General features: G+C 67.8%; 16 protein-coding genes and 1 tRNA gene. 9 read left to right on the forward strand and 8 right to left on the reverse strand.

Annotation, left to right across the window (positions count from 1 at the left end; genetic code table 11):
- Positions 1-859: epoxide hydrolase family protein (locus A5781_RS18005; RefSeq protein ID WP_067209257.1), on the reverse strand; the 859-nt coding region annotated here is incomplete at its 3' end.
- 88 nt (positions 860-947) lie between these two features.
- Here A5781_RS18005 and A5781_RS18010 point away from each other — a divergent pair.
- Positions 948-2,228, forward strand: a complete 1,281-nt coding sequence (locus A5781_RS18010; RefSeq protein ID WP_197503898.1) for an NRAMP family divalent metal transporter — start codon at positions 948-950, stop codon at positions 2,226-2,228.
- Between the two features lie 25 nt (positions 2,229-2,253).
- On the opposite strand, the gene A5781_RS18015 is transcribed toward A5781_RS18010, so the two are convergent.
- The 4 genes from A5781_RS18015 to A5781_RS18030 form a co-directional block, all read right to left on the reverse strand.
- Positions 2,254-2,328 (reverse strand) — tRNA-Val (locus A5781_RS18015).
- A gap of 46 nt (positions 2,329-2,374) precedes the next feature.
- Positions 2,375-2,836: a peroxiredoxin gene (locus A5781_RS18020; protein WP_067209269.1), complete on the reverse strand. Its 462-nt coding sequence runs from the start codon at positions 2,834-2,836 to the stop codon at positions 2,375-2,377.
- Entirely contained in the window at positions 2,836-3,258 is a 423-nt protein-coding gene (locus A5781_RS18025) for a DUF3052 domain-containing protein (protein ID WP_066951594.1), read from the reverse strand. The genes A5781_RS18020 and A5781_RS18025 overlap by 1 nt, the downstream gene beginning before the upstream one ends.
- 92 nt (positions 3,259-3,350) lie before the next feature.
- Positions 3,351-3,932, reverse strand: coding sequence for a hypothetical protein (locus tag A5781_RS18030; RefSeq protein WP_067209273.1), 582 nt, complete (start codon positions 3,930-3,932; stop codon positions 3,351-3,353).
- Positions 3,933-4,116: 184 nt separating this feature from the next.
- Here A5781_RS18030 and aceE point away from each other — a divergent pair, with 184 nt between their 5' ends.
- The 7 genes from aceE to A5781_RS18065 all read left to right on the forward strand — a co-directional run bounded on the left by aceE (position 4,117) and on the right by A5781_RS18065 (position 13,877).
- Entirely contained in the window at positions 4,117-6,906 is a 2,790-nt protein-coding gene (aceE, locus tag A5781_RS18035) for a pyruvate dehydrogenase (acetyl-transferring), homodimeric type (RefSeq protein WP_067209276.1), read from the forward strand.
- Between the two features lie 107 nt (positions 6,907-7,013).
- Positions 7,014-8,339 (forward strand): CdaR family transcriptional regulator, encoded by a 1,326-nt coding sequence (locus A5781_RS18040; RefSeq protein ID WP_067209281.1) that lies wholly within the window; start codon positions 7,014-7,016, stop codon positions 8,337-8,339.
- Between the two features lie 140 nt (positions 8,340-8,479).
- A complete protein-coding gene (locus A5781_RS18045; RefSeq protein ID WP_067209285.1) occupies positions 8,480-9,400 on the forward strand; it encodes an ACP S-malonyltransferase in 921 nt (306 codons plus the stop codon).
- Positions 9,401-9,481: 81 nt separating this feature from the next.
- Positions 9,482-9,826, forward strand: coding sequence for a meromycolate extension acyl carrier protein AcpM (gene acpM / locus A5781_RS18050; protein ID WP_066949723.1), 345 nt, complete (start codon positions 9,482-9,484; stop codon positions 9,824-9,826).
- Positions 9,823-11,073 carry a 3-oxoacyl-ACP synthase KasA gene (gene kasA / locus A5781_RS18055; RefSeq protein ID WP_067209290.1) on the forward strand — a complete coding sequence of 417 codons (1,251 nt, stop codon included), beginning with the start codon at positions 9,823-9,825 and terminating at the stop codon, positions 11,071-11,073. Before acpM ends, kasA begins: the two co-directional genes overlap by 4 nt.
- 81 nt (positions 11,074-11,154) lie before the next feature.
- The gene (kasB, locus tag A5781_RS18060; RefSeq protein ID WP_067209293.1) at positions 11,155-12,408 is read left to right on the forward strand and encodes a 3-oxoacyl-ACP synthase KasB; all 1,254 of its coding nucleotides are present in this window, start codon (positions 11,155-11,157) and stop codon (positions 12,406-12,408) included.
- A gap of 47 nt (positions 12,409-12,455) precedes the next feature.
- On the forward strand, positions 12,456-13,877 hold the full coding sequence (locus tag A5781_RS18065; RefSeq protein WP_067209296.1) for an acyl-CoA carboxylase subunit beta: 1,422 nt from the start codon (positions 12,456-12,458) through the stop codon (positions 13,875-13,877).
- 78 nt (positions 13,878-13,955) lie between these two features.
- Here the strand turns inward: A5781_RS18065 and A5781_RS18070 are convergent, their stop codons facing one another.
- Positions 13,956-15,512 (reverse strand): FAD-dependent monooxygenase, encoded by a 1,557-nt coding sequence (locus A5781_RS18070; RefSeq protein WP_067209299.1) that lies wholly within the window; start codon positions 15,510-15,512, stop codon positions 13,956-13,958.
- Positions 15,513-15,607: 95 nt separating this feature from the next.
- On the opposite strand from A5781_RS18070, the gene A5781_RS18075 reads away from it, so the two are divergent.
- A complete protein-coding gene (locus A5781_RS18075; RefSeq protein ID WP_067209398.1) occupies positions 15,608-16,039 on the forward strand; it encodes a nucleoside deaminase in 432 nt (143 codons plus the stop codon).
- Here A5781_RS18075 and A5781_RS18080 read toward each other — a convergent pair.
- Positions 16,036-17,577 (reverse strand): glycerol-3-phosphate dehydrogenase/oxidase, encoded by a 1,542-nt coding sequence (locus tag A5781_RS18080; protein WP_156624774.1) that lies wholly within the window; start codon positions 17,575-17,577, stop codon positions 16,036-16,038. The two genes, A5781_RS18075 and A5781_RS18080, sit on opposite strands and share 4 nt — an antisense overlap.
- Positions 17,577-18,152, reverse strand: coding sequence for a TetR/AcrR family transcriptional regulator (locus A5781_RS18085; RefSeq protein ID WP_067209306.1), 576 nt, complete (start codon positions 18,150-18,152; stop codon positions 17,577-17,579). The genes A5781_RS18080 and A5781_RS18085 overlap by 1 nt, the downstream gene beginning before the upstream one ends.
- Positions 18,153-18,171: the final 19 nt, after the last annotated feature.

Below are 18,171 nucleotides of genomic sequence, written 5' to 3' on the forward strand. Positions count from 1 at the left end.
AATAGACCATCACGTTGTCCAGCAGCTCATCGCGGGTGAACACATTCTCCGGATGACCGTCGCAATCGGCCCACGCCCAGAACTTTTCGACAATCCACGCCAACTGCCCCACCGGCGAATCGGCCAGCCCGTAACCCAGCGTCTGCGGCCGGGTGGACTGCTGCTTGGAATAGCCGGTGCCCCACTTCCGGTGCTCGGCGAGCGCTGCAAGTGCCCGTTGTTCCTCTTCCGTCGGGTTCTTCAGGGACTCCGGCGTGGGCCGCCCGATCGGCATGTTGAGGTGAATGCCCGCGCAGTGGCCGCCGTTTCGGCCGATCTGTGTGGTCACGGCGGCGCCCCAGTCGCCGCCCTGCGCGCCGTAGCGGTCGTAGCCCAGACGCAGCATCAGCGTCTCCCAGGCCTCGGCGATCTTCTCCACGCCCCAGCCCGTGCGCGTCGGTTTGCCGGAGAACCCGTAGCCCGGCAGCGACGGGCAGACCACGTGGAAGGCGTCCTCGGCGCGCCCGGACGCCGGGTTCGTCAGCGGCTCGATCACCTTGTGGAACTCCACGATCGAGCCGGGCCAGCCATGGGTGATCAACAGCGGGAACGCGTCGTCGTGCGGCGACCGCTGGTGGATGAAATGGATGTCGAGCCCGTCGACCTGGGTGATGAACTGGTCGAAGCGGTTCAGCGCCGCCTCGCGGGACCGCCAGTCGTATTCGTCCGCCCAATAGCCGGCCAGGTCGCGGGTGTAGGCCAGCGGCATGCCCTGGCTCCAGTCGTCCACACACTCGGCTTCCGGCCAGCGGGTGCGGGCCAGCCGCGATTGCAGGTCTTCCAGGACGTCGTCGGGGATATCGATGCGAAACGGTTCCACGGGTTCACCAGCCACGCCCCTGAGGCTGCCACACCGCCGCGGGCCACAGAAGTCCGTCATCAACCCAGCCATGTGCCATCATTCGGGCGTGTCCCTTCGTGCCCGCGCCGCGGCCGCCTGGCACATCCTCGGGCCGGGGTTCGTCACCGGATCGTCTGACGATGACCCATCGGGCATCCAGACCTATAGCCAAACCGGTGCCCAGTTCGGCTATGCCCAGCTGTGGGTCGCCGCCTGGACCTACCCGTTCATGGGCGCGATCCAAGAGATTTGCGGACGGATCGGCATGGTCACCGGCCGCGGCCTGGCGGCGGTCCTGCGCGAGCACTATTCGCGCCGCGTCCTCTACGTGGCCGTGTCGCTGTTGCTGATCGCCAACACCGTCAATGTCGGGGCTGACCTCGGCGCGATGGCGGCGACCGGTCAGTTGCTCGTTCACGCCCCGCTGTTGGCGTGGTTGGCGGTGATCGTCGGGATTTCGCTGGCGCTGCAGATTTCGGTGCCCTACCCGGCGTACGCGCGGTTCCTCAAGTATGCGTGCCTGAGCCTGTTGGCCTACGTGGTGGCAGCGTTCGTCGTCCACCATCCGTGGTGGCCCACGGTGGCGCTCAGCGCGTTCACCCCGCATGTCGAATGGTCGCGCGACTATGCGCTCAACATCGTGGCAGTGCTGGGGACCACGATCACGCCTTACTGCTTTTTCTGGGAGGCCGACCAGGAGGCAGAGGAGGATTTCGCCCGCGGCCGGATGCAGTTCTACGGCAAGGGCGTGCCGGTCGTGCTCGGAAGCGACATCCGCGAAATGCGGGCCGACACTGCCGTCGGGATGGGCTTCTCCAACATCGTGCAGTTCTTCATCATCCTGACGTGCGCGTCCGTACTGCACCCGGCGGGCGTGCTATCGGTCGACACCCCCGAGCAGGCGGCACTGGCTCTGCGGCCGCTGGCCGGCGATCTGACCTACCTGCTGTTCGCGGCCGGGATCATCGGCGTCGGCTTCCTGGCCGTGCCCACGCTGAGCGGCTCGGCCTCCTACGCGTTATCGGAAGCGCTGGGCTGGAAAGCGGGCCTGGGCTACAGATTCCGCGAGGCGCGCGCCTTTTACTTGGTGATCGCCATGGCGACGCTCGTGGGAGTGGCGCTGAACTTCATCGGGATTCCCCCGTTCCGGATGCTCTACTACGCCGCCGCGGTCAATGGCGTGCTTGCCCCACCCTTGATGGCGATGATCACGCTGGTCGGCAACAACCGGGCAATCATGGGCCGGCACACCAACAACTGGTTCGCCAACGTCATGGGATGGGCAATCGTCGCGATCATGGGCGTGTGCGCCCTGGCCCTGATCGCGTCGCTGATCCTCGGGCCTTGAGCGAATAGAAAGCCGACGGGTTCGATGGTGGGCGCGGACGGTATCGAACCGCCGACCGCTGGTGTGTAAAACCAGAGCTCTACCACTGAGCTACGCGCCCGTGCCCGAGGCAGGCTACACGCACAACGCCCGAGTACCCAAAACTCTCAGCCCCGCAAAGCCGCCAGCGCGTCGGTCCAGAGCCGCTGGTTGCGGGATTCGCCGGGTTGTTTCATCTCCGCGAACCGGATCACGCCGGAGCGGTCGATGACGAAGGTGCCGCGATTGGGGTAGCCGGCCTCGTCGTTGAACACGCCGTAGGCCTGACTGACTTCGCCGTGCGGCCAGAAGTCGGACAGCACCGGGAATGTGAACCCGCTCTCCAGCGACCAGATCCGGTGCGTGGGCGGCGGTCCCACCGAGATGGCCAGCGCCGCGCTGTCGTCGTTCTCGAAGTCGGGCAGGTGATCGCGCAGCTGATCCAGCTCTCCCTGGCAGATGCCGGTGAAGGCCAGCGGGAAGAACACCAACAGGACGTTCTTGGCGCCGCGGTAGGCGCTCAGGCTGACACGCTGTTGGTTCTGGTCGCGCAGTATGAAGTCCGGGGCGGTGGCGCCAACGGGCAGCATCAACGCTTCCCGGCTCGCGACTTCGGCTGCACCAGTCGGCTGGCGCTCCAGTCGCCCAGGTTGACCGAGGAGGTCGGCATCAGGCCGGCGGTGGGGGCGGCCTCGGCGATCTCGGCGGGCAGCACGTGGCCGGGCTTGCCGGTCTTGGGGGTCAGCACCCAGATCACGCCGTCCTCGGCCAGCGGGCCGATCGCGTCCATCAGGGTGTCCACGAGGTCGCCGTCCCCGTCGCGCCACCACAGCAGTACGACGTCGACCACCTCGTCGGTGTCCTCGTCGAGCAACTCGGCGCCGCACGCTTCCTCGACGTCAGCGCGGATTTCGTCGTCGGCGTCCTCGTCCCAGCCCCATTCCTGGACAACTTGGTCTCGTTGGATGCCCAGTTTGCGAGCGTAGCTCGAGGCGTTATCCGCCGCGACCACCGTAAAGCCTCCTTAAAACGTCCAGCGCCGTGCGATGGGCATTATCGTCGCACAGCCGCAACCGCGTCGACACTCGCGCCTCACGAGGCGCCTCAGAAGGACGCCAGGCAAAGTTTCAGTGCCTTCGTCTTGGCGTCGTTGAGCCGGTCCACCCGCCTGTTGAACTCCCCCGTCGGCGCGTGGGTGCCGATCGCGTTGGCCACCCCGCGAGCCGCGTCGATATACGAGTTGAACGCGTCCTTTAGCTCCTGGGACAGCGCATCGTTGAAGCTGTTGGTCACCGTGTCAGCGCTGTTGTTCAGCGCGTCGATGGCGGGGCCCTCAGTGGGACCGGTGCCGCGGCCGGCGTTGAACGCGCCGACGAAGATGTTCACCTTGTCGATCGCGTCCTTGCTCGTGGTGGCCAGCGTGTCGCACGAGGTGCGCACCGCCCGGGTGGTCAGCGACTGCTGGCGCTGGGACTCGCGGACCCGCGACGTCGCCGACGACGCGGACACCGACGCGGACACCGACTGCCGGTAGGCCGGGGCCACCTGGGTGTCGGGTGCGGCCGTGCCGTTGGTGACGGTGGTACACCCCACAATCCCCATCAGCGTCGCCGCAATACACCCGAGCGCCAGAGCGCCTCGCCTGGGAGAGCTCCCCGCAAGAACGGCACGCCATCCGATGAGCACGGCTCCTGACGTTACCGGTTGGCTTTGCCGATCGTCCCGCTACGCACGAGTTCGTGTCCGCCGGGTGAACCCGCGCCGGCTACCGACGTCGGCTAGCCCCGCCGAACGCTGGTGCGGCACGATAGAGGGAGACGGTGCACAGCACCCCGAGGGCACAAGCCCCGACAACTACAGGAGCAGTGCGTTGACAACCGAGTTCGCACGCCACGATCTGGCCAAAACCCCTAGCAGCGCAAGCGAACCCGACCGCGTTCGGGTGATTCGCGAAGGTGTCGCGTCGTACCTGCCCGACATCGACCCCGAAGAGACCTCGGAGTGGCTGGAGTCGTTCGACGAACTGCTGGAGCGCTCCGGGCCGGCGCGGGCGCGCTACCTGATGCTGCGGCTGCTCGAACGGGCCGGCGAGCAGCGTGTCGCCATCCCGTCGCTCACGTCAACCGATTACGTCAACACGATCCCGACGGAACTGGAACCGTGGTTCCCCGGCGACGAGGACGTCGAACGGCGCTTCCGGGCGTGGATCCGGTGGAACGCCGCCATCATGGTGCACCGCGCCCAGCGCCCGGGAGTCGGCGTGGGCGGCCACATTTCGACCTACGCGTCCTCGGCCGCGCTGTATGAGGTCGGCTTCAACCACTTCTTCCGGGGCAAATCGCATCCCGGCGGCGGCGACCAGATTTTCATCCAGGGCCACGCGTCCCCGGGGATTTATGCGCGCGCGTTCCTCGAAGGCCGGCTCAGCGAGGATCGGCTCGACGGCTTCCGCCAGGAACACAGCCATGCCGGCGGCGGGCTGCCGTCCTACCCGCACCCGCGGCTGATGCCCGACTTCTGGGAGTTCCCCACCGTGTCCATGGGCCTGGGCCCGCTCAACGCCATCTACCAGGCGCGGTTCAACCACTACCTGCATGACCGGGGCATCAAGGACACCTCCGACCAGCACGTGTGGTGCTTCTTGGGCGACGGCGAGATGGACGAGCCGGAGAGCCGCGGGCTGGCGCACGTGGGGGCGCTCGAGGGCCTGGACAACCTGACGTTCGTCATCAACTGCAACCTGCAGCGCCTCGACGGCCCGGTGCGTGGGAACGGCAAGATCATCCAGGAATTGGAGTCGTTCTTCCGCGGGGCGGGATGGAACGTCATCAAGGTGGTCTGGGGCCGCGAGTGGGACGCCCTGCTGTACGCCGACCGCGACGGCGCGCTGGTGAATCTGATGAACACCACCTGCGACGGCGACTATCAGACGTACAAGGCCAACGACGGCGCCTACGTGCGCGACCACTTCTTCGGCCGCGACCCGCGCACCAAGGCGCTCGTCGAGAACATGACCGATTCGGAGATCTGGAATCTCAAGCGCGGCGGCCACGACTACCGCAAGGTGTACGCGGCCTACCGCGCCGCCGTCGACCACAAGGGCCAGCCGACGGTGATCCTGGCCAAGACCATCAAGGGCTACTCGCTGGGTGCGCACTTCCAGGGCCGCAACGCCACGCACCAGATGAAAAAGCTTGCGCTGGAAGACCTTAAGTGGTTCCGGGACTCCATGCGGATCCCGATCAGCGACGCGCAGCTGGACGAGGACCCCTACCTGCCGCCCTACTACCACCCCGGCCCGGACGCCCCGGAGATCCGCTACATGCTCGACCGTCGCCGCACCCTGGGCGGCTTTCTGCCCGAGCGCCGCACCAAGGCCAAGGCGCTCAAGCTGCCCGGCCGAGACATCTACTCCGCGCTGAAGAAGGGATCGGGCACCCAGGAGGTCGCCACCACCATGGCGACCGTGCGCACCTTCAAGGAAGTGTTGCGGGACAAGGAGGTTGGCCCGCGAATCGTGCCGATCATTCCCGACGAGGCGCGCACGTTCGGCATGGACTCGTGGTTCCCGTCGCTGAAGATCTACAACCGCCTCGGCCAGCTGTACACCGCCGTCGACGCCGAGCTGATGCTGGCCTATAAGGAAAGCGAAGTCGGGCATATCCTGCACGAGGGCATCAACGAGGCGGGCTCGGTGGGCTCGTTCATCGCGGCCGGCACGTCGTATGCGACGCACAACGAGCCGATGATCCCGATCTACATCTTCTATTCGATGTTCGGGTTCCAGCGCACCGGTGACGGGCTGTGGGCCGCTGCCGACCAGATGGCCCGCGGCTTCCTGCTCGGGGCCACCGCGGGGCGCACCACGCTGACCGGCGAGGGCCTGCAGCACGCCGACGGCCACTCGCTGTTGCTGGCCAGCACCAACCCGGCGGCGGTCGCCTACGATCCCGCGTTCGCCTACGAGATCGCCTACATCGTGGAAAGCGGGCTGGCGCGGATGTTCGGGGACAACCCCGAGGACGTGTACTTCTACATCACCATCTACAACGAGCCGTACGTGCAGCCGCCGGAGCCGGAGAACTTCGATCCCGAGGGCGTGCTGCGGGGCATCTACCGCTACCGCGCCGCGACCGAACAGCGCGCGAACACCGCCCAGATCCTGGCCTCCGGGGTGGCGATGCCGTCGGCGCTGCAGGCGGCCGAGATGCTGGCGGCCGAGTGGGACGTCGCCGCCGACGTCTGGTCGGTGACCAGCTGGGGCGAACTCAACCGCGACGGCGTGGCCGTCGAAAAGGCGAAGCTGCGCCACCCCGACCGGCCGGCCGGGACCGCCTACGTGACCCAGGCGCTGTCGGGCGCCGGCGGCCCGGTGATCGCCGTGTCGGACTGGATGCGTGCCGTGCCCGAGCAGATCCGGCCGTGGGTGCCCGGCACCTTCGTCACCCTGGGCACCGACGGCTTCGGTTTCTCGGACACCCGGCCCGCCGCGCGGCGCTACTTCAACACCGACGCCGAGTCGCAGGTGGTCGCCGTGCTGGAGGCGTTGGCGCGCGACGGTGAAATCGACCCGTCGGTGCCGGTCGCGGCCGCCCGCCAGTACAAGATCGACGACGTCCAGGCCGCGCCCGAGCAGACGTCTGACCCCGGGGTGGCCTAGAGCGGGGCATGCCCCGCCAGCGTCTCTCGCCGCCGCAACGCCAGGCAAGGCGCGAAACCGCCCGTCTCTTTGGCGGATAGGTCCAAAATATGGCGTAGGTTTTAGGGGTGAATGACAACCCGTTCGCCGGCCCCTTCGCCAAGCAGCCCCGGTCGCCGCTCGAACTGCTGGACACCGTGCCGGATTCCGTCCTGCGCCGGTTGAAGCAGCACTCCGGCCGGCTGGCCACCGAAGCGGTCTCGGTCATGCAGGACCGGTTGCCGTTCTTCGCCGACCTGGAAGCCTCCCAGCGGGCCAGCGTGGCCCTGGTGGTGCAGACGGCCATCAACAACTTCGTCGAGTGGATGCAGGACCCCCACAGCAACGTCAGCTACACCGCACAGGCCTTCGAGCTGGTGCCCCAGGACCTGGCCCGCCGGATCGCGTTGCGGCACAGCGTGGACATGGTGCGCGTCACCATGGAGTTCTTCGAAGAGGTGCTGCCGCTGGTGGCCCGCTCCGAGGAGCAGTTGGCCGCTCTGACCGTGGGCGTCCTGAAGTACAGCCGCGACCTCGCCTTCACCTCCGCCTCGGCCTACGCGAACGCGGCCGAGGCGCGCGGCTCCTGGGACAGCCGGATGGAGGCCAGCGTCGTCGACGCGGTGGTCCGCGGCGACACCGGCCCCGAGCTGTTGTCCCGGGCCGCGGCGCTCAACTGGGACACCACCGCCCCCGCGACGGTCGTGGTCGGAGTCCCCGCGCCGGGCCCCGGCGGGTCGACCGGACCCGGCGACGACCAGCGGGCCAGTCAGCACGTCCGCGACATCGCCGCCCGGCACGGCCGCGCCGCCCTCACCGATGTGCACGGCACCTGGCTGGTCGCTGTCGTGTCGGGCCAACTGTCGCCCACCGACAAGTTTCTCGGCGACTTGCTGGACGCGTTCTCCGACGGCCCGGTGGTCGTCGGGCCGACGGCGCCCATGCTGACCGCGGCGTACCACAGTGCCAGCGAGGCGATCTCCGGGATGAACGCCGTCGGCGGCTGGCGGGGGGCACCCCGGCCCGTGCCGGCGCGGGAACTCCTGCCCGAGCGCGCCCTGATGGGGGACGCCTCGGCGATCGTGGCGTTGCACACCGACGTCATGGGGCCGTTGGCCGCGGCGGGCCCCACGCTCATCGAGACTCTTGACGCTTACTTAGATTGTGGCGGCGCGATTGAAGCTTGCGCCAGAAAGTTGTTCGTTCATCCAAACACGGTCCGCTACCGGCTCAAGCGGATCACCGACTTCACCGGACGCGATCCCACGCAGCCCCGCGACGCATATGTGCTGCGAGTGGCGGCGACGGTCGGCCAGCTCAACTACCCGACAGCTCCCGCTAGCGTCGGCACCAACGCGATGCCTCCGGTTCCGCTGCCGGTCAGGGCGGCTATCGGGGGTCAATCCGAGGCGTAGTGACCCAGGCCACAGGTCGCGGCGCGGTATCGAACATGTAGCTTACGGAGCTATTTTGTGGGGACTACACAAAAACCTAAGACGAGGTTCATAATCTGTTACACCCGCCAAAACCGTTTCCACAGTGTTCTCTTAAACACGTGATTGCATTGCTTGCGCCCGGACAGGGTTCACAGACCGAGGGGATGCTCTCGCCGTGGCTCGACCTGCCGGGTGCCGCGGACCAGCTCGACTTGTGGTCGAAGGCCAGCGGCCTCGACCTGGTCCGGCTGGGCACCACCGCGTCGACCGAGGAGATCACCGACACCGCGGTCACCCAGCCCCTGGTCGTCGCCGCCACCCTGCTGGCCCACCAGGAGCTCACCAAGCGCGGCCTGTTGTCCTCCGAAACCAAGAATGCGGAACTCATCGTGGCGGGCCACTCCGTCGGCGAGATCGCGGCCTACGCGATCGCCGGTGTGATGGCCGCCGATGACGCCGTCGCGCTGGCCGCCACCCGCGGCGCCGAAATGGCCAAGGCCTGCGCCATCGAGCCGACCGGCATGTCCGCGGTGCTCGGCGGCGACGAGGCCGAGGTGCTGGCCCGTCTCGAGCAGCTCGACCTGTTCCCCGCCAACCGCAACGCCGCCGGCCAGATCGTCGCCGCCGGCCCGCTGACGGCGCTGGAGAAGCTGGCCGAGGACCCGCCGGCCAAGGCCCGGATCCGCGCCCTCGGGGTGGCCGGGGCGTTCCACACCAAGTACATGGCTCCGGCCCTCGACCGCTACGCCGCCGCGGCGGCCGCCGTCGCGACCGCCGAGCCCACCGCCACGCTGCTGTCCAACCGCGACGGGCAGCCCGTCGCCTCGGCGGCGGCGGCGATGGACGCGCTGGTCGCCCAGCTCACCCAGCCGGTGCGCTGGGACCTGTGCACGGCAACCATGCGTGACAGGGAAATCACGGCGGCCGTGGAGTTCCCCCCTGCGGGCACTCTCACCGGCATCGCCAAACGCGAACTTCGGGGGGTTACGACCCGCGCCGTCAAGGCACCCGCAGACCTGGACGCACTGACCGAACTCTAGAAGCCGCATCCAGTACAACCACATACCGCTCTAAAGAACGTTCTGCTCGACTAACACAACACATTACGAAGGGAAGACGCTGTGGCCGTCACTCAAGAAGAAATCATTGCCGGTATCGCGGAGATCATCGAAGAGGTCACCGGTATCGAGCCGTCCGAGGTCACCCCGGAGAAGTCGTTCGTCGACGACCTGGACATCGACTCGCTGTCGATGGTTGAGATCGCGGTGCAGACCGAGGACAAGTACGGCGTGAAGATCCCGGACGAGGACCTCGCCGGTCTGCGCACCGTCGGTGACGTCGTCGCCTACATCCAGAAGCTCGAGGAAGAAGACCCCGAGGCCGCCGCAGCGCTGCGCGCCAAGCTGGAGTCGGAGAACCCTGACGCCGTTGCCAACGTCAAGGCGAGGCTGGAAGCGGACAAGTGAGCAAGCCTTCCACTGCTAATGGCGGTTACCCCAACGTTGTGGTGACCGCCGTCACGGCGACGACATCGATCGCGCCGGACATCGAGAGCACGTGGAAGGGTTTGTTGGCCGGCGAAAGCGGCATCCGCGTCCTCGAAGACGAGTTCGTCACGAAGTGGGACCTGCCCGTCAAGATCGGCGGTCACCTCAAGGAGCCCATCGACGAGCACATGAGCAGGCTCGACATGCGGCGTATGTCCTACGTCCAACGGTTGGCCAAGTTGCTCGGCACTCAGCTTTGGGAGTCGGCTGGCAGTCCGGAGGTCGACCCCGACCGGTTCTCGGTCGTGGTCGGCACCGGGCTCGGTGGCGCCGAAAGGATCGTGGAGACCTACGACCTGATGAACGAAGGCGGCCCCCGCAAGGTGTCGCCGCTCGCCGTTCAGATGATCATGCCCAACGGCGCCGCGGCGGTGGTGGGCCTGCAACTCGGTGCCCGCGCCGGGGTGATCACCCCGGTGTCGGCCTGTTCGTCGGGCTCGGAAGCGATCGCCCACGCCTGGCGGCAGATCGTCATGGGTGACGCCGACTTCGCCGTCTGCGGCGGTGTCGAGGGTCCCATCGAGGCGCTGCCCATCGCGGCGTTCTCCATGATGCGGGCCATGTCCACTCGTAACGATGAGCCCGAACGTGCGTCGAGGCCCTTCGATAAGGACCGCGACGGCTTCGTGTTCGGCGAGGCCGGGGCCATGATGATCATCGAGACCGAGGAGCACGCCAAGGCCCGCGGTGCCAAGCCGCTGGCCCGGTTGATGGGTGCCGGTATCACGTCGGACGCGTTCCACATGGTCGCGCCGGCGGCGGACGGCGTGCGCGCCGGCCGGGCTATGCAACGGTCGCTCGAGTTGGCGGGGTTGTCCCCCAAGGACATCGACCACGTCAACGCTCACGGGACGGCGACGCCGATCGGCGACACGGCCGAGGCCAACGCCATCCGGGTCGCCGGCTGCGAGCGAGCAGCGGTGTACGCGCCGAAGTCGGCGCTGGGCCACTCCATCGGCGCGGTCGGCGCGCTGGAATCTGTCCTCACGGTATTGAGCCTTCGGGACGGCGTGATACCGCCAACACTGAATTACGAAACGCCAGATCCGGAGATCGACCTTGATGTGGTCGCGGGCGAACCTCGCTACGGCGACTTCCGTTACGCGATCAACAACTCGTTCGGCTTCGGTGGCCACAATGTGGCGCTCGCCTTCGGGCGGTACTGAGCACGGCGTCCGGCGACGATGCGGGCCGCGAGCGGCCCGAGGAGAAGCGGGACAAGTACGGAAGGAACCTTCGCAAGAACCATGACAGAGCTGGTTACCGGGAAAGCGCTCCCGAACGTGGTCGTCACGGGCGTGGCCATGACGACCGCAGTCGCACCCGACGCGGAGAACACGTGGAAGTTGTTGCTTGACGGCCAAAGTGGAATCCGCACCCTAGAGGACCCGTTCATCGAGGAGTTCGACCTGCCGGTCCGCATCGGCGGGCACCTCGTCGAGGAGTTCGACAGCCACCTGACGCGCATCGAGTTGCGTCGTCTGTCATATCTGCAAAAGATGTCCACCGTGCTGGGCCGGCGAGTATGGGAGAACGCCGGGTCGCCCGAGGTGGACACCAACCGGTTGATGGTGTGCATCGGCACCGGGATGGGCTCGACCGAGGAGCTCATCTGGGGTTATGACTCGCTGCGCGAGCGCGGTACGAAGGCGTTCAACCCGCTGGGCGTGCAGAAATACATGCCCAACGGGGCGGCCGCGACGGTCGGCCTGGAGCGGCATGCCAAGGCCGGGGTATGCGCCCCGGTTTCGGCGTGTGCGTCGGGCGCCGAAGGTATCGCCCAGGCCTGGCGGCACATCGTGTTCGGCGAGGCCGACATCGCGATCTGCGGTGGCGTGGAAACCAAGATCGAGGCAGTGCCGATCGCGGCGTTCGCCGCCATGCGGATTGTGTTGTCCACGACGAACGACGACCCGGCCGGCGCCTGCCGCCCGTTCGACAGGGACCGCAACGGATTCGTATTCGGCGAGGCCGGCGCACTGATGGTGATCGAGACCGAGGAACATGCGAAGGCCCGTGGCGCCAACATCCTGGCTCGGGTGATGGGAGCCAGCATCACATCGGACGGCTTCCACATGGTGGCGCCGGATCCCGATGGCGAACGCGCCGGCCATGCGATCTCGCGGGCGATCCAGCTCGCGGGCATCACTCCGAGCGATGTCGACCACGTCAACGCCCACGCCACCGGTACCCAGGTCGGCGACGTGGCCGAGGCCAAAGCCATCAACAACGCCCTGGGCAGCCACAAGCCGGCGGTCTATGCGCCCAAGTCCGCTCTCGGTCACTCGGTCGGCGCGGTGGGCGCGGTCGAGTCGATCCTGACGGTGCTCGCCCTGCGGGACCAGGTGGTTCCGCCGACGCTGAACCTGGAAAACCTCGACCCCGAGGTCGATCTGGACGTGGTGGCGGGTAAGCCGCGTCCGGGCAACTACGAGTACGCCGTCAACAACTCGTTCGGATTCGGCGGGCACAACGTCGCTATCGCCTTCGGGCGGTACTGATCACCGCTTCCTCACCAGAGAGCACACCCGGAACAAGGAGACCTGCGATGACAATCATGGCCCCCGCGTCGGTCGGCGAGTCGCTCGACCCCAGGGACCCGTTGCTGCGTCTGAGCAACTTCTTCGACGAGGGCAGCGTCGAGCTGCTGCACGAGCGTGACCGCTCGGGTGTGCTTTCGGCGTCGGGCACCGTGAACGGTTTGCGCACCATCGCCTTCTGCACCGACGGAACCGTGATGGGCGGTGCCATGGGCGTCGAGGGGTGTGCCCACATCGTCAACGCCTATGACACCGCCATCGAGGAGCAGAGCCCGATCGTGGGCATCTGGCACTCCGGCGGGGCGCGCCTGGCCGAGGGTGTGAAGGCGTTGCACGCGGTCGGGACGGTGTTCGAGGCGATGATTCGCGCGTCCGGATATGTCCCGCAGATCTCGGTGGTCGTCGGTTTCGCCGCCGGGGGCGCCGCCTACGGCCCCGCGCTGACCGACGTCATCGTGATGGCGCCGGAAAGCCGGGTGTTCGTCACCGGGCCCGACGTGGTGCGCAGCGTCACCGGGGAGGACGTGGACATGGCGTCCCTCGGCGGCCCGGAGACCCACCACAAGAAGTCCGGCGTGTGCCACATCGTCGCCGACGACGAGCTCGACGCCTACGAGCGTGGCCGCCGGCTGGTCGGATTGTTCTGCCAGCAGGGTCATTTCGACCGCAGCAGGGCCGAGGCCGGCGACACCGATATCCACGCGCTGCTGCCCGAATCGGCTCGGCGGGCCTACGACGTGCGTCCGATCGTGACCGCGATCCTGGACGACGAGACGCCGTTCGACGAGTTCCAGGCCAACTGGGCGCCGTCGATGGTGATCGGGCTGGGCCGGCTGTCCGGCCGCTCGGTGGGCGTCCTGGCGAACAACCCGTTGCGACTGGGTGGCTGCCTCAACTCCGAAAGCGCCGAGAAGGCAGCACGATTCGTGCGTCTCTGCGACGCGTTCGGCATCCCGCTGATCGTCGTCGTCGACGTGCCCGGCTACCTGCCCGGCGTCGACCAGGAGTGGGGCGGCGTGGTGCGCCGCGGCGCGAAGCTGCTGCACGCGTTCGGCGAGTGCACGGTTCCGCGCGTCACGCTGGTCACCCGAAAGACTTACGGCGGGGCCTACATTGCGATGAACTCCCGGTCGCTCAACGCGACCAAGGTGTACGCCTGGCCCGACGCCGAGGTGGCCGTGATGGGGGCCAAGGCCGCCGTCGGCATTCTGCACAAGAAGAAGCTGGCCGCCGCGGCCGATCACGAGCGCGAAGCGCTGCACGACCAGCTGGCCGCCGAGCACGAGAAGATCGCCGGTGGTGTGGACAGCGCCATCGAGATCGGTGTGGTCGACGAGAAGATCGACCCCTCGCACACCCGCAGCAAGCTCACCGAGGCGCTGGCGCAGGCGCCGGCTCGCCGCGGCCGGCACAAGAACATTCCGCTGTAAGCCACCTTCTAGGCCGAGCAGACACAAAATCGCACGCGCGGTGCCCGCGCAGTGCGATTTTGTGTCTGCGCGCGAAAGCTAGCGACCCAGGATCGTGGTAAGCGCCTGGCGCAGTTCGCCTTCGGGGTCCTCAGGCAGCGTATCGGCACGCCAGCCGACGAAATCGTCCGGACGGATCAACAGCGCACCTTCGGGAGCGAGTCCGGTGACTGCCGACCACTCCTCGCTGTGGATGCGATGCGCGGCGACCGATACCGAAGCCGCAGCGGCACACCAGCGTTCGTCGCCGGTGAGCACGGTGAATCCGGGCCCGAGCAGGTCGAGCGTCGACACACCCTCGCGCACCCACACGTGGGGAACCCGGGTGCCGGGCTGAGCACGCAACTCCCCCACGAGCTGCACGCCGTCCGAAACCGTCGCAGGCCCGTCGCGGCTCACCACCGCCGCCGAGCGGTATTGGTAACCGATGAGCAGTTCGAACATCGAGCACTCCTCGTCGGCCGGCAATCGCGGTCCGTCCTCGCTCAAGGGCAGCACGGCGAGCGTCGGGCCGGTTAGCGACTGCCGGGCGGCGAACCGCCCCACCGGGTGCCGCTCGGCCTGGTAGGTATCCAGCAGCGCCGGTTCGGCGGTCCCGTCCAAAACGGCCGCCAGCTTCCAGGCCAGGTTGTGCGCACTCTGGATCGCGGTATTGGCTCCCCCGGCCTTGAACGGCGGCATGGTGTGCGCCGAATCGCCGACGAGAAAGGCTCGGCCACATCGGAATTGGTCGGCCACCTGCTCATAGGGCTGCCAGGCCGCGACCTCGATGACGTCGATCTCGATCCGCTCGCCGATCGCGCTGGTGAGCACATCCCGGCAGCGTTGCGGCGTGAACTGCTCCGCCGACTCACCCTTGCGGGGGAAGTACATGGTGATGAACATCCCCAGGTCGCCGTCGACCAGCAGAAAGATGCCGTCCACGTCAGCGTTCTTGACCTGCACGGCATCCCCATCGGCCAAGTGCGAGACGAACTTCGTCCAGGGGGCCCGGAAGTAGATGAACACGACGAAGATCGGTAACGCGCCATAACCAGACGTGGTGATGCCCAACCAGTTCCGGACCGGGCTGTGCACGCCGTCGGCGCCGACGAGGTAGTCGGCGCGGACAGTCTCGGACTTCCCGGTGTCCCGGTCGCGGACCACCGCGGTGACGCCGGCCCCGTCCTGCTCGAGCGACACGACTTCCGTCCCGTACCGCACCTCGCTTCCCCGCCGCCGCGTTTCGCCGAGCAGAATCGGCTCCAGCCTGCTCTGCGGGCAATACTGCGCGGCGGGCTCCGGGCTGAGCGCGTCGAGTCCCGCGAAGATCGCGTTGACGTCGATGGCCAGTCGTTCCTCGGCGCTGTTGAGCGTGGGCCTGACCGTCAGGGCCGAAACATGGTCGGCGACCGCATGTACCTCGTCGCCGAGCCCCAGACCGCGCAGGATTTCCAGGCTGCGGAAGCTCAGATTGCGGGCCTTCGGATAGATGAAGGTCTCGCGCCGCTTCTCCACCAGCAGCGAATGGATCCCGTGTTTGGCCAGCAACGCGGAGGTGGCCAGACCGGCGGCGCCGGCACCGACGATGAGCACGGGAACGCGGATGGTCGTCACCTACAAAATGATAGTCGCTGTCATTCGATATTTACAGTCAGATCGCTCCGCCTCGGCGTGTCGTGGAAAATGAGGACGTGACTCTCCCGGCGGCGATGATGGACGTCGCGTTCGACGAGGCGCGGGCCGGGCTGGCGGAGGGCGGCATCCCGATCGGTGCCGCGCTGTTCACCGCCGACGGCGTGCTGCTGGGGCGCGGCCGCAATCGCCGTGTGCAACAAGGCGATCCGTCGCTGCACGCCGAGTTCGACGCGTTTCGCGCGGCTGGCCGGCAGCGCGACTATCGCTCCACGGTCATGGTGACGACGCTCTCGCCCTGCTGGTACTGCAGTGGGCTGGTGCGGCAGTTCAACATCGGCTCGTTGCTGGTCGGCGAATGCCGGACGTTCAGCGGCGGACACGACTGGCTGGCCGACAACGGGGTTGAGGTCACGGTGCTCGACGACGACCGCTGCGTGGCGATGATGTCGGCGTTCATCGCCGGGCACCCCGACCTGTGGCACGAGGACATCGGCCTGGCGCCCTAGCCGAATTGCGCCACGAACTCCTCCGCAACGGCCACCGTCCGCTCGCGATCGGATTCGACCAATCCGATGCGCGTCCGCCGATCCAGGATGTCGGAGACATCCAGCGCGCCCTCATGGGTGATCGCGTACTCGAATTCCGCACGGGTGACGTCGATGCCCTCGGCGACCGGCTCGCCCGGGCGCTTGCAGCTGGCGGCGGCGGCGACCTTGGCCGCCTCGGCGCCGTAGCGCTGCACCAGCGACGCCGGCAATCCGGCAACCGAACCCGGGCCGACCGACCCCGGGTTGGCGGGCGCGCCGATCAGCGGCAAGTTGTGGGTCCGGCACTTCGCGGCGCGCAGGTGCCGCAAGCTGATCGCGCGATCCAGCACATCCTGTGCCATGTAGCGGTATTCGGTCAGCTTGCCGCCGATCACGCTGATGATCCCGGACCCCGACTCCACGACGGCATGCTCGCGCGAGACGTCGGCGGTGCGGCCCTCCCCGGTGTCGATCAGCGGCCGCAGGCCCGCGTACGCACCGATGACGTCGGCGGGGCCGAGCGCGACCCCCAACGCGGTGTTGACCGTCTCCAACAGGAACGTGACCTCGTCCGCCGACGGCGTCGGCACGTCCGGGATCGGGCCGGGAGCGGCTTCGTCGGTCAGCCCCAGGTAGACCCGGCCCAGCTGCTCGGGCATGGCGAACGCGAACCGGTTGAGCTCGCCGGGTATCGGAATCGTCAGCGCCGCAGTGGGATTGCCGAAGGCTTTGGCGTCGAACACCAGATGGGTGCCGCGGCTGGGTCGCAGCCGCAACAGGCCGTCAATCTCGGCCGCCCACACCCCGGCCGCGTTGATGACGGCCCCGGCCGAGACATCGAACGACTGCCCCGTGCGCTGGTCGCTCAGCCGCACCGAGGTGCCGGTGGCCTTCGACGCCGCCACGTAGGTCAGGATCCGCGCGCCGTGCTGCGCTGCGGTGCGCGCGACCGCGGTGACCAGGCGGGCATCGTCGATCAACTGCCCGTCGTAGGCCAGCAGGCCCCCGTCCAGGCCGTCACGCCGAACGGTGGGCGCCATCTGCACGACGCGCTCGGGCCCGATTCGGCGCGACCGCGGCAGCGTCGCCGACGACGTGCCCGCAAGCATCCGCAGCGCATCCCCCGCCAGGAATCCCGCGCGCACCAACGCGCGTTTGCCCCGGCCCATGGACGGCAGCAGCGGAACCAGTTGCGGCATCGCGTGGACGAGATGAGGGGCGTTGCGGCTCATCAGGATTCCGCGTTCGATGGCGCTGCGCCGGGCGATCCCCACATTGCCGGTCGCCAGGTAGCGCAGGCCGCCGTGTACCAGCTTGGAACTCCAGCGGCTGGTGCCGAAGGCCAGGTCGTGCTTTTCCACCAGCGCAACCCGCAACCCCCGCGACGCGGCGTCCAAAGCGATGCCGGCGCCGGTGATGCCGCCGCCGATCACGACGACGTCCAGCGGTTCGCCGTCGGCCAGCGCCGTCAGGTCGGCCGCGCGGCGGGCGGCGTTGAGCGCGGTGGGGTCGGGCATCACGACAGGTATCCGTTCAGCGAGTAGGCGAGTTCGCCGGCCAGCGTTTCGGCGTCCAGGAGCGGCTCGACGATCTGCGCCGACTGAATGGTCGACTGGGCGATCAGCAACACCATGGTCGCCATCTGGACCGGGTCACCGGCGCGTACGCTGCCATTGCGCTGGGCGACTCGCAGCCGGCCGGCGAGTGCGTCGATCAGCATGTGCTGGCTGGTCCCGAGGCGCTCGGTGATGTAAATCGGCGCGAGCTCGGAATGCAGCACGGACATCACGAGGCGGTCCCGACGCAGCAGATCGGCCACCGTAACGATCTGTCGGACAAGCGATTCCCGGTCATCACCGAGCAGGGGCGCGTCACGCATCACCTCGGTGACGTGCCGGGTCAACAGCGCCGCCACGATCGACTGAGTGTCCGGCCAGCGCCGGTACACCGTGGGCCTGCTGACGCCCGCGCGTCGAGCGATCTCGGCCAGGGTCACCCGGTCCACCCCGAAATCGACCACACAGCTGGCTGCTGCCGCGAGGATGCGCTCTCCAGTGTCGACCTGAGAGCGAGCGTTACTGATTGACAGCATGTGTAATACTGTAACGCAT

It is taken from the genome of Mycobacterium sp. 852002-30065_SCH5024008 (assembly GCF_001665645.1).
Taxonomy (GTDB): domain Bacteria; phylum Actinomycetota; class Actinomycetes; order Mycobacteriales; family Mycobacteriaceae; genus Mycobacterium; species Mycobacterium paraffinicum.

Bases quoted from the DNA above. Each gene is read 5' to 3' on its own strand.
- kasB (WP_067209293.1), top strand. From the start codon at position 11,155: ATGACAGAGCTGGTTACCGGGAAAGCGCTCCCGAACGTGGTCGTCACG.
- A5781_RS18065 (WP_067209296.1), top strand. From the start codon at position 12,456: ATGACAATCATGGCCCCCGCGTCGGTCGGCGAGTCGCTCGACCCCAGG.
- A5781_RS18085 (WP_067209306.1), bottom strand. From the start codon at position 18,152: ATGCTGTCAATCAGTAACGCTCGCTCTCAGGTCGACACTGGAGAGCGC.
- A5781_RS18020 (WP_067209269.1), bottom strand. From the start codon at position 2,836: ATGCTGCCCGTTGGCGCCACCGCCCCGGACTTCATACTGCGCGACCAG.
- A5781_RS18075 (WP_067209398.1), top strand. From the start codon at position 15,608: ATGATGGACGTCGCGTTCGACGAGGCGCGGGCCGGGCTGGCGGAGGGC.
- A5781_RS18080 (WP_156624774.1), bottom strand. From the start codon at position 17,577: ATGCCCGACCCCACCGCGCTCAACGCCGCCCGCCGCGCGGCCGACCTG.